The 14,463-nt window shown below is 67.8% G+C and carries 11 protein-coding genes and 1 pseudogene; 7 read left to right on the top strand and 5 right to left on the bottom strand.

Features of this window, described 5'->3' with window-relative positions; all coding sequences use genetic code 11:
* Positions 1 to 2 precede the first annotated feature (2 nt).
* Together AW272_RS06690 and AW272_RS06695 are read right to left on the bottom strand one after the other, a co-directional pair.
* Positions 3 to 995, bottom strand: a complete 993-nt coding sequence (locus AW272_RS06690) for an NAD-dependent epimerase/dehydratase family protein (RefSeq protein ID WP_066361854.1) — start codon at positions 993 to 995, stop codon at positions 3 to 5.
* Positions 983 to 2,392: an aspartate aminotransferase family protein gene (locus AW272_RS06695; protein WP_066361855.1), complete on the bottom strand. Its 1,410-nt coding sequence runs from the start codon at positions 2,390 to 2,392 to the stop codon at positions 983 to 985. Before AW272_RS06695 ends, AW272_RS06690 begins: the two co-directional genes overlap by 13 nt.
* A 171-nt stretch (positions 2,393 to 2,563) precedes the next feature.
* Between AW272_RS06695 and AW272_RS06700 the strand changes: the two genes are divergently transcribed.
* From AW272_RS06700 to AW272_RS06710, 5 genes and pseudogenes are all read left to right on the top strand, one after another.
* Positions 2,564 to 4,684 (top strand): AfsR/SARP family transcriptional regulator, encoded by a 2,121-nt coding sequence (locus AW272_RS06700; RefSeq protein ID WP_066361856.1) that lies wholly within the window; start codon positions 2,564 to 2,566, stop codon positions 4,682 to 4,684.
* Between the two features lie 609 nt (positions 4,685 to 5,293).
* Positions 5,294 to 5,575 (top strand): hypothetical protein, encoded by a 282-nt coding sequence (locus tag AW272_RS06705; protein ID WP_066361857.1) that lies wholly within the window; start codon positions 5,294 to 5,296, stop codon positions 5,573 to 5,575.
* A 27-nt stretch (positions 5,576 to 5,602) separates the two neighbouring features.
* A complete protein-coding gene (locus AW272_RS40400) occupies positions 5,603 to 5,887 on the top strand; it encodes a helix-turn-helix domain-containing protein (RefSeq protein WP_169807501.1) in 285 nt (94 codons plus the stop codon).
* Positions 5,874 to 6,080: pseudogene (locus tag AW272_RS45960) on the top strand (helix-turn-helix domain-containing protein); the annotation flags it as partial. The gene AW272_RS40400 and the pseudogene AW272_RS45960, both read left to right, overlap by 14 nt.
* A gap of 438 nt (positions 6,081 to 6,518) precedes the next feature.
* Positions 6,519 to 9,329 carry a hypothetical protein gene (locus AW272_RS06710; protein ID WP_066361858.1) on the top strand — a complete coding sequence of 937 codons (2,811 nt, stop codon included), beginning with the start codon at positions 6,519 to 6,521 and terminating at the stop codon, positions 9,327 to 9,329.
* A 287-nt stretch (positions 9,330 to 9,616) separates the two neighbouring features.
* Here AW272_RS06710 and AW272_RS06720 read toward each other — a convergent pair whose 3' ends face one another.
* Both AW272_RS06720 and AW272_RS06725 read right to left on the bottom strand, forming a co-directional pair.
* Positions 9,617 to 9,907, bottom strand: a complete 291-nt coding sequence (locus AW272_RS06720; RefSeq protein ID WP_218010809.1) for a hypothetical protein — start codon at positions 9,905 to 9,907, stop codon at positions 9,617 to 9,619.
* A gap of 59 nt (positions 9,908 to 9,966) precedes the next feature.
* On the bottom strand, positions 9,967 to 11,106 hold the full coding sequence (locus tag AW272_RS06725; protein ID WP_066361865.1) for a hypothetical protein: 1,140 nt from the start codon (positions 11,104 to 11,106) through the stop codon (positions 9,967 to 9,969).
* 474 nt (positions 11,107 to 11,580) lie between these two features.
* On the opposite strand from AW272_RS06725, the gene AW272_RS06730 reads away from it, so the two are divergent.
* Positions 11,581 to 12,288, top strand: a complete 708-nt coding sequence (locus AW272_RS06730) for a GNAT family N-acetyltransferase (RefSeq protein ID WP_066361868.1) — start codon at positions 11,581 to 11,583, stop codon at positions 12,286 to 12,288.
* A 1-nt stretch (position 12,289) separates the two neighbouring features.
* Positions 12,290 to 13,261, top strand: coding sequence for a ThiF family adenylyltransferase (locus tag AW272_RS06735; protein WP_157518414.1), 972 nt, complete (start codon positions 12,290 to 12,292; stop codon positions 13,259 to 13,261).
* Here AW272_RS06735 and AW272_RS06740 read toward each other — a convergent pair.
* A complete protein-coding gene (locus AW272_RS06740) occupies positions 13,233 to 14,432 on the bottom strand; it encodes an exonuclease domain-containing protein (protein WP_066361869.1) in 1,200 nt (399 codons plus the stop codon). The two genes, AW272_RS06735 and AW272_RS06740, sit on opposite strands and share 29 nt — an antisense overlap.
* Positions 14,433 to 14,463: the final 31 nt, after the last annotated feature.

Here is a 14,463-nt window from a genome sequence, read left to right on the forward strand (position 1 = left end):
CGTCAGAAGAGGAATTTGGCGAGGGACAGCGCGCCCTGACGCCAGGCGTCGCGGCTGGTGCGCCCGCCGGTCTTCTCCTGGGCGTGCTCCTTCCACCAGGTGAAGGTGCCGAGGATGGCGTCGCGGTTGGAGAAGCGCGGGGCGAAGCCCAGCCGGTCGCGCGCCTTGGCGATGCTGACGTGGGAGTCGTCGAGCAGCTTGTAGAGCAGCCGGTCGTACACCGGGGACAGGCCGGTGCGGCCGAGCAGACGGAGGACGGCGAGCGCCGGGGCGGCCGGGAGCGGCACCACCTTCTTGCCGTGGCCGGCGGCGTCGAGCACGGCCTGGAAGTCCTCCCGCAGGGTGGCGAACTCGGCGGCGGCGATGTTGTAGGTGTCGTTGGCGATGTCGTCGGGCGCGTTCAGGACCAGCACGATCGCGTCCACCAGGTCCTCGATGGCGAGCATCTGGATGCGGGCCGTGCCCTTGCCGAGCATGGGGAAGCCGTGGCCCTCGTCGGCCCACTCGAAGAGCATCGCGAACAGGCCCATGCGGCCGGGACCGAGGAAGGTCTTCGGTCGCACGACGGGGACGCACAGGCCGTCGGCGCGGAACTTCTCGGCGATCTCCTCGGCCGCCGTCTTGGCCCTGCTGTAGGGGTCGACGGGCTCGCGGGGGTGGTCTTCGGGGGTGGGGACGAGCTTGGGGAGGCCGTACACGGCGGTGGACGAGATGTGCACCACGCGCGGGACGCCCGCGTTCCGTGCGGCGGTCAGCACACTGCGGGTGCCGTCGACGATCACGCTGTGGATCTCGGCGTCCGGATAGCTCGGCAGCGCCGAGGCGCAGTGCACGACGGCGTCGGCGCCGGCCAGCAACTCGGTCATCCGGGCGGTGTCGCGGATGTCGGCGGCGACCCCGCCGGAGCCGGGGTTCAGGTCGACGCCCGTCGCCTCGATGCGGCGGAGCAGGGTCGAGCCCAGCATGCCGGCGCTGCCCGTGACTACGATCCCCATCGCGGCGCCACCTTCTCCTTGACGAATCGGGTCACCAGGCGGAGCAGGCCCTGGGCGAGGGTCTGGTCCAGGCTGTCGAGGAAGTACTCCACGTCGGCCGGCTCGACCACCAGCGGAGGTGCGGCCACCAGCGGGTTCCGGCCGTTGAGGGTGTAGTAGGCGTAGACGCCGTGGTCGCGGTAGAGGGCGTCGATGACCGCGCAGGTGATCAGCTTGATGCGGAAGTTGGGATCGCGGGCCAGGCCGACGGGAGCCAGCTTGGCCACCAGGTCGAGGATCTTCGGGCCGCCGTCCAGGAAGATCCCGTAGAGCGCGCCGGCTCCCCTGACCTCGGCCACCGTGTCCGGGTAGGTCTTTCTTATGCGCTCCAGGCCGGGCCCGAGGACGCGTTCGATGGCGCGGGCCCTGGCCGGGTAGTCGTCCTCGACGGCGACGTTCACCGCCTCGATCGCGGTGGCCGTCTCCTCGCCGAACCCGTAGTAGGTGGTGCTGGTGCTGTTCAGCAGGGAGTCGCTCAGGTTGTCGTAGGCCTTGCGGAACACCCGGTCCCGGGCGATGTAGGCCGAGATGGAGGACTTGCCGCCGCCGAACGACTTGGACGTGGTGACGACGTCCGGGACGAGACCCGGGTAGCGCATGAAGTAGAACAGGCTGCCGGTCTTGCCCCAGCCGGTGTAGATCTCGTCGAAGATCAGCACGATGTCGTGGGCGTCGCAGAGGTCGCGCAGGCCGCGCAGGAACTCCTCGGAGCAGGCGGTCATGGTGGACGCGCTGAAGGGCTCGATCAGGATCGCGTACACATCCTTCCCGGCCATTTTCCGGACGGCGTCGAGGTCCCCGTACGGAAAGACCTCCACGCCCGAGATGCCGGGGAAGGTGAAGTTCTGGTGCGCGCCGGTGAGGCTGCCGGAGCCGAGCAGCTTGCCGTGGAAGGCGATGTCCGCGCGCAGGATCCGATCGCGGCGCCCCCGGTGGTATTTGTAGGCCAGCTTCACCGCCCCCTCCACCGCCTCGGCGCCCGAGTTGGGGAAGAACGACATGTTCAGGTCGCCGGGCAGAAGCTGGGCGAGATTGTGGCCGAGCGCCGCGACATAGGGCGAGAAGTAGGTCTTGTGCACCTCCATGCGCTGCCGGTCCTGGAACCTTTTACGGGCCGCCAGGATGCGCGGATGATTATGGCCGTGGTTGAGCACGCCGACCCCGCCGGTGAAGTCGAGGATCCGCCGGCCTGATCGGGTCCAGAGCCAGGCGCCCTCGGCGCGTTCGACCAGTTCCCGGCCGAACCCGAAGGTCGTCATGAGCGAGACCTGGCTGCGGTTGACGTGCTTCCGATACAGGTCGTGGACGTCTTCCGCGGTGAGCCGCTCGCATTCGTCGATGCCGATCAAATCTGACATGCGCCCACCTTGCGGGCGGCCCATCAAGGACCGGTAAAGGCGCGGCTTGACACGAAGATCGGGCCGAAACTCGGATTGTGTTACCGCAAAAAGCCAGGGGGCCTAAGTGGCTCATCTGACAAATGGAACATGGAATCCCAATATGCGAACAATATGTGGTATTGCCGGTCTATGCAGTTTCGTGTCCTCGGCACGCTTGAAGTCCGCTCCGACAGCCACGGGGTGGTCCGGCTCGGTGCGGCCAAGCAGCGCGTTCTGCTGGCGGTGCTGCTGCTGAACGTCAACCGGCCGGTCCACGCCGACCGGCTCGTCGACGCGCTGTGGCCGCAACGCCCCCCGCGCACCGCCGCCGTCGCCCTGAGGACCTACGTGTCGGCGTTGCGCCAGGTCCTCGGCCTGGCCGGCCGGGTGGAGACCCCGCTGCTGTCCACCGTGCCCGGCGGCTACGAGATCCGCCTGACCCCCGCCGACCTCGACCTGCTGACCTTCGAGGAGCTGGCCTCCCAGGGCCAGCGCGCCCTCACCGCCGGCCGCCCCGGCCTGGCCTCCGAACGCCTGCGCGGCGCCCTGGGCCTGTGGCGAGGCCGCCCTTTCGAGGACGTCTCACTGGACCCCCGGCTGGCCCCCGAGTTGATCCGCCTGGAGGAACGCAAACTGGCCGTCCAGGAGACCTGGATCGAGTCCCAGCTGGCTTTGGGCCACCACGGCGACCTGCTCCCCGAACTAGGAGCATTGGTAGCCGAACAACCGTTGCGGGAACGCCTCCACGCGCACTGGATGCTCGCCCTCTACCGCTCCGGCCGCCAGGCCGAGGCCCTGCGCGCCTACCGCGACCTGCGCCGCAGGCTGATCATGGAACTGGGCATCGAACCGAGCCCCCCGTTGCAGCGGCTGCACCACCAGATCCTCGACGGCCACGCCGACCTGGCCGCTCCCTCGGGCTCCCGCCCGGCCGTCCCCCGCGCCCTCCCCCGCGACATCGCCAGCTTCACCGGCCGCGCGGCCGAGATGGCCTTCCTCCACCGCATCGTCGCCGAGCCCGTCGGCACCCCCGTGATCGGCGCCATCGACGGCATGGCCGGAGTCGGCAAGACCACCCTGGCCGTCCACGCCGCCCACCGCCTGGCCGACCGATACCCCGACGGCCAGCTCTTCGTCGACCTGCGCGGCTTCACCCGGGGCGGCTCCCCCATGGACCCCGCCGACGCCCTCGACCAGCTGCTCCGCGCCCTGGGCGTCCCCGGCGACCGCATCCCCCACGACCAGGACGCCCGCGCCGCCCTCTACCGGACCTGGCTGGCCGGCCGACGCGTACTGGTACTGCTGGACAACGTGGCGGAGGAGGGCCAGGTCCGCCCCTTGCTCCCCGGCTCCCCCACCTGCCTGGTCCTGATCACCAGCCGCCGCGGACTGGCCGGCCTGGAGGACATCCGCCCCCTGTCCCTGGACGTCCTCCCCCACGCCGACGCGGTCACCCTGTTCGCCCGCACGGCGGGCGAGCTAGGCATCAGCGGCGAACTGGACGAGATCGTGGAACTGTGCGGCAGACTGCCCCTGGCGATCAGAATCGCCGCCGCCCGCCTGCGCATGCGCCCCGGCTGGACCCCCGCCCACCTGGCCGACCGCATGCGCGACCACCAGCACCGGCTGGGCGAACTGGAAGTGGGCCCCCTCAGCATCGCCGCCGCCCTGGACCTGTCCTACCACCACCTCACCCCCGGCCAGCAGGACATGTACCGCCTGCTCGGCCTGCACCCCGGCCCCGACCTCGACCAGTACGCAGCCGCCGCCCTGGTGGGCACCACCGTCGAACACGCCGGCCGGCTCCTGGACGACCTGGTCGACGCCCACCTGCTCCAGGAGCCGGTCCCCGGGCGCTACCGTTTCCACGACCTGCCCCGCGCCCACGCGACCGCCACCTTGGCCGACGAGGACACCGACCTCGACCGGCGGGCGGCGCTGACCCGGCTGTTCGACCACTACACCCGGACCGCGTCGACAGCCGTGACCCAGCCGTGGCTGGACGCCGAACTCATCAACCTGCTCGCCATCGCCATGCACGCGGCCCGGCACGGCTGGCCCGCCCACGCCCTGAACCTGTCCGCCACCATCCACCGGCACCTCCACGAACGCGCCCGCCCCCACCACCGGACCGCCGTACACGCCGTCGAACTCGCCACTCTGTGCGATCTGGGCGACGACCATTTGACGAAGGGGCGCTTCGGGCCGGCGGCGGAGTATTTCGAACGAGCCTTGAAGATCGCCCATCCGGTCGCGGGGCACGATGGTTGAGCGCGACGTGACCCTCGGCCCCCGGACCTCCACCGGCTTTAGCGGTGTTCGGGGCAAAAATGGAGAAGGCCCCCCGCGCCAACAGGAGACCTTCGGCTCCGACCGTGTCCGGGCTAGCAGACTCGTCAGATGAGACAGATGGCTTGCGCCCCATGCTCGTGACCCGACTTTCCGCCGGGCCGTCCAGCGTTCGGGTGAGTTCCGGAACAAATCCGAACAACGCCTCTGCCTTGCGGGTCCGACCTGCTCACCGTCCGAGTTGTTCGGCGAACGAGCCGACATTGTTCGGCTGGGTTCGAAATCAACCCCTCAGCTGGCGCGAGGGCTGATGGCGCCGGGGTTTTTGGGACTTTTTGGCGCGACTGGACGCCGATGTGCGAGCAGGGAATCATGCGCTGAAGAAGATGCCCAGCGCGCCAACTGGACGGTCACGCTTGACCTGACAGGCTGCGGCCCTTCTGAAATTCCCTCGGGCTAAAACAGAGAACTCAGATATACAGAGAAAGGGCCCTTATGGCCGCGTCAGCAGTTCCCCTCTCGGCGTCGTCGATCGTGCGCGCCGCGCACCGCTTCGCCGTCTTCCTCATCGCCTTGGCAATGGGGGGCATTATGCTCGCGCTCGGTTTCACCGAGCCCACAACGGCGGCGATCACCGCGGTCACCATGGCGGGCGGCGTCGAAATCGCCGGCCGTCTCACCCTCCCCCAGCTCGCACCCCTGGTCCGCATTCTCGTGATCGTGCTGATCTGCGTCATCGTCGTGGTCCTGCTCCACCGCGGATACGGCCCGGTTCTCGCGGTGCTGATCGCCGTGGGGACGGCGGGAGTCGCAGGCGAGATCGCCCGGCGGTTCGCCGGCATCAACTACCGCCTGCCCCGGCTCGTCTTCTGACCCGGCGCTTTGAGGCAAGCACACGTCGTGCCACGCCCCGAAAAACCCATCGATCCCCGCTCGCCGATCGCGGACTTCGCGATCGACCTTCGGGCGTCGCGCCGTAAGGCTGGTCTGACTTACCAGCAGATGGTCGGCACCGCGCACTTCTCCATCTCGGTCCTGTCCATCGCGGCCAGCGGCAAGAATTTTCCGACCTGGGCAGTCACCGAAGCCTACGTCGGCGCTTGTGGTGAAAAACCGCAAGAATGGCGCAAGCGATGGGAGATAGCGCGCGAATCCTGGAGAGCGGCTAAGGGTGCCACGGCCTGAGACGCCGATTTCCGCTACAGGGCCGATCGCTGACTTCGCGATCGGCCTGCGGACGTTGCGCGCCAGAGCCGGCCTCACCTACCGGCAACTGTCCGAAGCGACGGCATACAGCATCTCCGTCTTGGCCGTCGCCGCCAACGGGAAGGTGCTTCCGACCTGGGCTGTCGCCGCCGCCTATATCCGGGCATGCGGCGAACAGCCTGAACGATGGCACAAGCGGTGGGAACTGGCGGCGCACAGCGTCTCTGCCGGCACTCCAGCCTCTGCCCCAGTTCCAGACCCGGCTTCGGTGGCTTCCACGCATCCGGCAGGGGTCTCTACTCCTGCCGGGTTGAGCGCGGCATTGAGAAAATTGATGTCAGGCCGCTCATATACCGAAATGGACCGGGCGAGTTGGCCGGACCGACTGCCCCGATCGACGCTGTCGGACATGCTCAATCGCGGGCGAACCAGTACGGAGACCCTGGAGGTGTTCCTTCGGGCCTGTGGTCTGCCACGGGACCAGTGGGCGGCATGGCATGCCGCCCGCGAACGAACCCTTCGTTCACCGCAATCCACCCGCAGGGAAGAGGTTGCGCAAAGTGGCACCGCGCACCTGGGAACGCACCCGCGCAGATCCGATCCGGAACAGGTGCACACAGCAAGCGAGCTGGCTGCCGCTCTGCGGCAGCTCCGCGCCGGCCGCGCCTACAAGGAGTTGGCCGTGGCGGCCGAGCCCGGCAAACTGCCCATGTCCACCATCAGCGACTTGCTGACCAAAGGCCGATGCACCGAGGAAACGCTGGAGCTGTACTTGCGGGCCTGCCAGGTCCCCCGCACCGAAGAAGCGGCTTGGCTGGCCGCCCGCCAACGCGCCCTGACCACGGTGTTCGACGGTTTGGATGGATTGATCCGCGTCCGCCAGTCGGTGCCTCGCCGCCTGGGTGTCCACTCATCCATCGATGTTCCCGGCGCGACCGGCGACCTGCCCGCCTATATCGAACGTGACATAGACACCGACGTCCGTGCCCTGATCCGGACCGCCGCCCGGCAGGGTGGAATGATCCTGCTGGTCGGCAGCTCTTCGGCCGGCAAGACCCGTTCCGCTTATGAGGCCGTCCAGGCTGAGCTGCCGGACTGGTGGCTGCTCTCCCCACATGACGCCGGGCACATCGCCCAAGCCGCCGCTGCGAGCCCTGCTCGGCTGGTGATGTGGCTGGATGAACTCCCGCAGCACCACATGCCCGCCCTGACCGCCACCGTCCACCACCTGATAGCCGTCGGAACAGTTCTGGTGGCCACCTTGCGGCCTGAACGCTATATCGCCTACACCACCCCACCCCCCACAGGTCAGGACGATCCCTACGCCAGGGAACGCGAACTTCTCGCCCTGGCCGAGGTGATCTACGTTGGCGACCACTTCAGCCCTGCCGAACAGGCCCGAGCCCGCCGAACCGCCGATGCGGGCGACGCCCGCATCGCGGCTGCCCTGGAGTCGGCAGACTTCGGACTGACCCAGGTCATCGCCGCCGCACCACAACTGATTCGCCGATGGAACAGCGCCGATCCGTACGCCGCCGCGGTGCTCAACGCCGCCATCGATGCCATCCGGCTGGGCGTGCGATCTCCTCTGTCCGCCGAACTGCTGCGCGCGGCCGCGCCCGGCTACTGCGATCGGCGCCAACGCGCGGCCGCCCCGCCGAACTGGTTCGAGGCAGCGCTGGCGTACGCCACCGCCAGGATCAACGGCGCCGCCGCTGCCCTGGCCCCGGTCGCACCGTCCGCCCACACCGATCAGATGGGGCAGTTCCACGGATATACGGTTGCCGACTACCTGCAGCAGCACGCCGGCTCCCGCCGCCGCTGGAGCGTCGTCCCCGAGTCACTGTGGCAGACACTCATCACCCACGTGACCGACCCTGACGACCGGCGAGGCATCGCGGAACAGGCGAGTCATCGCCTGTTGTACTGCTTCGCCGAACCACTCTGGGCCACACTCGCCGACGGCGGCGACCCCCGTGCCGCCCGGCTGCTGGCCGTGTTGCTGCGGGAACGAGGAGACGGCGCCGGACTCCAAGCCCGCGCCGACGCCGGAGACGTTCACGCCGCCCGGCTGCTGGCCGAGTTGCTGCGGGAACGAGGAGACGCCGCCGGACTCCAAGCCCGCGCCGACACCGGCGAAATCCACGCCGCCCGGCTGCTGACCATGGTGCTGCGGGAACGCGGAGACGCCGACCAACTCCAAGCCCGCGCCAACGACGTCTACGCCGCCCAGCACCTGGCCGAACTCCTGCGGGAACGCGGAGACGCCGCCGGACTTGAAGCCCGCGCCGACACCGGCGACACCGACGCCGCCCAGCACCTGGCCGAACTTCTACAGGAACGCGGAGACGCCGCCGGACTTGAAGCCCGCGCCGACACCGGCGACACCGACGCCGCCCAGCACCTGGCCGAACTTCTACAGGAACGCGGAGACGCCGACCAACTCCAAGCCCGCGCCGACACCGGCGACACCGACGCCGCCCAGCACCTGGCCGAACTTCTACAGGAACGCGGAGACGCCGACCAACTCCAAGCCCGCGCCGACACCGGCGAAATCCACGCCGCCCGGCTGCTGGTCAAGTTGCTACGGGAACGCGGAGACGCCGACCAACTCCAAGCCCGCGCCAACGCCGGCGAAATCCACGCCGCCCGGCTGCTGGTCGAGCTGCTGCGGGAACGCGGAGACGCCGACCAACTCCAAGCCCGCGCCGACACCGGCGACGTCTACGCCACCTGGCACCTGGCCGAACTGCTACGGGAACGCCGAGACGCCGCCGGACTTCAAGCCCGCGCCGACGCCGAGAACGTCTACGCCGGCTGGCACCTGGCCGAGCTGCTGCGGGAACGCGGAGACGCCGACCAACTCCAAGCCCGCGCCGACACCGGCGACAGTCACGCCGCACGGCTGCTGGCCGAACTCCTCCGAGAACGCGCAGACGCCGCCGGACTCCAAGCCCGCGCCGACACCGGCGACACCGACGCCGCACGGCTGCTGGCCGAACTCCTCCGGGAACGCGGAGACGCCGATGAGCTTCAGGGCCGCGCTGACACCGGCGACGTCTACGCCGTCCAGCACTTGGCCAAACTGCTACGGGAACGCGCAGACGCCGCCGGACTCCAAGCCCGCGCCGACACCGGCGACACCGACGCCGCCCAGCACCTGGCCGAACTCCTCCGGGAACGCGGAGACGCCGACCAGCTTCTGGCCCGCACTGTCATGGGTGATTTCTACGCGGCCAGAAGCTTGGTCGATGCCCTCAAGGTGTCTGGCCGGGCGGAGGAGGCGGAACGGGTTCGGGTTTTCGGGTTGCCGGTGCCGGAGCATCAGATCCGTTCACCGTTCGCATCCGATTCGCTGAGCCGCCTGGGTTCTAACCCGGCAGTACAGGGCCGGCCCCAAGATGCACCCGAGAGTGTTTAGTGAATCCGAATTCTGATGAGGGTCAGCTGTTCGTCGGCCTCGTCCCGCACCACGCGCCAATCCTGAAGGTGCTGAGAGCTGCACCGAGCTCGGGCGAGATCAGGAAGACCGGACCCCGAGTCGACCATCGCCCACGACCAGTCCGTCGCGCAGGTCGACGCCAAGACGCCCGTCAAAAAGGTTGCCGGCCGGGCTCCAACGGGATTACCGAGACGCGCACTCTCGTCGAGGCGGTGTCGGACAGCCCGTCGGTGTCGATCACGCTGACGCTCGTCGTGGGCCGCTGATCAGGACGTTGGGCTGCGTCCTTGTGGCCTGAACGTGCCCCTGGTCAGGATTCCGTCCTGGTCGACGGTCAGGTCTGTCCAGCTGAGCGCGAACTTGCCCGGCAGAAATGGCGGCTTGATCTTGGTCAGGATTTCTGAAGGCCATGGCGACGCCAGCGAAGAGCCGAGGCTTGAGACCTCGGGCGCCTTCGACTCGGCGTAGGGTTCCGCGCCGAAGAAAATGATGGCGCCGAAGATGGAGCTGACCAGGCCGACGAGCAGCGCCGCAGCCGACGAACCAGAAACGCCCACGTCGACATCGGTGTCCGTGCGGGTTCTGGCCGGCTGCGAGCGAGAAGCCACAAGCCTTTCTAGCTCGCGGGCTTCTCGCGGCGTTCACCGAAGCCGATGATGGGGAGGAGCATATTCCACCAGAAGGAAGTGCCGAACATGAGAGCCAGCAAGGTGATCAGATAGCCCGGCAAGTGCGCGAGAGTGAATAGCCGGCTCAACCAAAGGCCACCGCCCCACGACATGGCCGGCTCTCCTGATTCGAATTTCATATTTATGGGAGAATGGCTGAACAGCTTAACAATAGCGGGCGAGCGGAGGACATCACTCAGACATTCAGCCCGATTCACACCCTTAGGACATTTTGTTGCAACGAGCACTCCGAGCGCCGGAATGGCAACGGCCTCCTCGGCGGCAATCTCCGTACGGATAGCGTTGTCGCCGACGATATCTTGCACGTACTCCAGAGAGTCCACCGCGAAGAACATCGTTACGAGCAGAGCTACTATGAACAGAACTTTCCTAATATGATGCCGGTAGAGAGCACTTACTCTCTGCATTTCTCCGGTGAACCAATCCTCGACCCCCTTGTGGAAGTTCCCCTCGTCCTCTTTCGTCCGTGCCCACAGAGCTTTGAGGGGCCGGTATGCCGGACTGTCGTTCAGCTCCAGGATCGCAAGGAGTTGCGGGACACCGCCATGATCGATCGCAACTTCTATCAATGCGTCGGAAAATCTGGCGGGAGGAATATGCGACATCCCCGTCCTGCCTTTCCGGGAAGAGTCGACTTCCTGGAGCCGCTCATATAATAGGTCAACGAGCGTCACACCCTCGCGCAGTTCCAGATCCGGCGGGGTAGTCCCGGTGAGAGACGTCCGTGGCACCAAACGTGGGCTCCTGACCGGAGCCGGGCTGGCGGCAAACCTGGGCCGGGGGTCCCAGTTTTCTTCAGTGGTAACCCCAATGGACACGTTCGAAGAGCTCTTCGAGTGCATTCGGAACCGGCTCATCCGGACGAATGCATTGATCACGCGCAACCAGACTGGCGCTTGCCTGACGCTCACACCACCTTCGAAGGTGTCACGCAGATATGCCCAGAGATACTTCGCGCGGCGCGCTTGCCATGAACTGATCCCTTCAATGGTCAGACTGATGATGAGGGACAGAGTCACGAATACCGCTACGATGCCAACAGCCAAATCTGCGACGATCGAACCCATGCGAGCCACTCACCGATCTGCGATTTGATAACCACGACCTTCTACTTCGGTGTTCGCGGGTCATCCGTTACGACGAGTTGACACGCGTGTCACATACACGCCTTCAGCCACACGGGTTGCAGTAAGAAGGTAAAGCCGGCCATCACCGATCGTGCAAGCGACTAGTTCGGCGAGCGGGGTCTTTCCGTCCGACGGGAGTTTCGGGAGATCATTGAGCATGCGGGCCCCGGAGAGGATTGGACGCCGCGAGATTCGCCGGCACGTGCGCCGCCTCCCCATGTTCATCGCATGGTCAGCTTCCGGACTGTCCTGGATTCGCGGCAAAGCAAGGGGGTCCGGTTCCGCTGGGAGAAACGCCAAGGGTTCGACAGGGGTCCAGTGCCACGCTGGACCGTGCCACTGAAATGTCGCGCCCGCGGCTATCGCCCGCATGTGGTGAGACAGGCGAGCCTTCTGACCATGAGGGGGACGAATGTGGACTTACCCGTTATCTTCCGCCAACCCGAGGTCCGCGAACTGGCGGCGGCGTGCGCCGAATGGACCGGCCGCCGCGGACTCCACCTGCACCTCGACGACGACCTGCGAACCTGGGCCGACACAGTCTTCACGGCCATGGGACCGGACGGCGTCAACCCGACCTTCGACCCCGTCCGCAACCGGATCGCCCCCGACGCAGCCTTCCACCTCCAGGTCCGCGACGCGACCGGTGACGTCATCGCCTGTGGCGCGGGCCGTCTCTTCCATACCGATGACTTCACCACGCTGATCACGTCACTCGGCCTGTGGTTCGACCCGGTTCCTCCAGAGATGAGCGCGATCGCCGTCCCCTCGTCCGTTCCCACGTTGTCCGGCCGGGTCGGTCATGTCGGAGGTCTGTGGGTGCATCCCCGGCTCCGGGGCTCCGGGCTCTCGCTGATGCTGGCACGGCTGATCCGGGCGGCCGCGCTCGATCTGTTCGACGCCGACTGGGACACCTGGGTCGCCTTCCAGGACGTCGCCCTGCGGCCCCGCACCGGGTCGGCCTACGGCACGGCCACGACGGTCCTGTGCATTGACGGCTACTTCCCGCCCCGCGACCGCCACGAACGGGTCTTCCTCAGCTACGCGACCGGCGCCCAGGTGCTCGACGTGGTGCGGGAGACCGTCGGGATCCTCCGCGACGACCTCTACACGGTGGTGTGACGTGAACGACTGGCGCCCCCTCCTCATCGACGACCGTCGGGCCGTGAAGGAACTCCTCGAATCCGGTGCCGTCCGCCGTGTGAACGACACCCTCGGCGACCCGGCCGACTACGGGACCTACGTCTGGTATCCGTGGTCGGGGGTGCTGGTCCGGACCCTGCCCGCCGAGGAGTTCCGGCGGCTGCGCACCGACCGGAACCGTAACAAGATCACTGTGGACGAGCAGCGCAGGCTCGGCGGCACGCGCGTCGGCGTGGTCGGACTGTCCGTCGGGAACGGCACCGCCGTCACTCTGGCGATGGAGGGCGTCGGAGGGGCGTACAAGATCGCTGATTTCGACCGGCTCGACCTGACCAACCTCAACCGGATCCGGGCCGGGCTGCCCGATCTCGGGCTGGAGAAGACGGTCCTGTCCGCCCGGCAGATGTTCGAGCTCGATCCCTACCTGGACATCGAGTTCTTCTCCGACGGCATCCACGCGGACAACATCGACGAGTTCCTCCTCGGCGGCGGGCGGCTCGACCTGGTCGTCGAGGAGTGCGACGACCTCTACGCCAAGGTCGCCGTCCGGGAACGGGCCCGTGCCCACCGGATCCCCGTTCTGATGAGCACGAGCGACCGGGGGATGCTGGACGTCGAGCGGTTCGACCTCGAACCCGACCGGCCGATCTTCCATGGGCTGCTCGGTCCGGTGCGGGCCGAGGAGCTGATCGGGCTGGAGCCGAAGGACAAGATCCGGTTCGTGCTGGCGATGTTCGACGAGCAGTCCCTGAGCCCGCGGATGCGCGCCTCCCTTCCCGAGGTCGGCCGGACGCTGAACAGCTGGCCTCAGCTGGCCTCGGATGTGGCGATGGGCGCGGGCGTCGTCGTCGACACCGCTCGGCGTCTCCTCCTGGGCGAACCGGTGGCCTCGGGCAGATACCACCTCGATCCGGCCACCCTCGTCACGGAGGAGACCCGGCTGCACGGATGATCATTCGGGCGAAGGCCTCCGGGGTCACGATCGGGATGCCGTAGGCGCGGGCCTTGCGGGCCTTTCCCGACAGGCTGTCCGGGTCGGCGGCGACCAGCAGGCGGACCTTCTTGGTGATGTTCCCGTGGGGCACGATCGAGGCCCTCCGGGCGCGGTCCTCCCAGTACTCCCTGCCCTCGTCCATCTCGCCGGTGAAGACCACCAGGTCACCCGGCCGGAGCCGGAACCGCTCCCGGGCCTCGGCCGGGGCGGCGGCGCCGGCGAGCAGCAGGTCGACGCGGGCGCGGGGCAGGTGCAGGAGGTCGGCGACCAGGTCGAGTTCGTGGCGTTCGTCCGGGGTCACCACGCCGTCGGCGCGGGCCGCGCTCGCCAGGGCCGACAGGTAGTCGTTGTGGAGGCGGTCGAGGTCGCCTCTCGACAGGTCCAGGTGGGTGGCCAGGCCGACCAGGGAGTCGGCTTCGGCGGCCGAGATGCGGTGGTCGAGGAGCGCTCGGTCGAGGAGGGCGAGGTAGGTGTCGGCCTCCTCGCGGGCGATCGCACGGGGCAGGCGGTCGACCAGGCGGCCCAGGAAATGGACGTTCCGTTCCGCCGCGACCCCTCTTCTCGCCAACGGGGTTTCGTTGAGCGGGAGGTCGGGCCAGGTCAGGGTGGGGTCGGTGGACCAGGGGCCGCCGCCCGACTTCAGGAAGTGGCGCAGGAGGCCGGCGGCGGCGCGGGCGTCCGCGAGGGCCTCGTGGTGATTGCCGAGCGCGATTCCCGCCATTTCGCAGCAGCCGGCCAGCGTGCGGGGTGGGCCGGGGAGATGATAGGCCGATTCGCGCATGGTGCAGACCCCTTCCGCGTACGGAAGAAGCGCGCCCGATCGCTCGAATTCCGACCGGAGGAAGTCCCAGTCGAAGCGCAGGTTGTGGGCCACCGGGACTCGATCCCTCAGTAACGCCATGAGGGTGCCGGCGACGGCGGCGAAGGTGGGGGCGTGCCGGATGTCGGCCGAGGTGATGCCGTGGATGTGCTGGGGCCCCAGGTCGCGCTGGGGGTTGACTAACGTCGTCCATTCGTCGGTTATGTCGCCATTTGTGGTGAGGTGGACGACGCCTATCTCCACCACCCGGTCCTGCCACGACGGGCGCAGGCCCGTGGTCTCCACATCGATGACGGCATAGCCACGCATACGCCGAAGCGTTCCATTACTGGGACGCCTG

It is taken from the genome of Herbidospora mongoliensis (assembly GCF_001570545.1).
Taxonomy (GTDB): domain Bacteria; phylum Actinomycetota; class Actinomycetes; order Streptosporangiales; family Streptosporangiaceae; genus Herbidospora; species Herbidospora mongoliensis.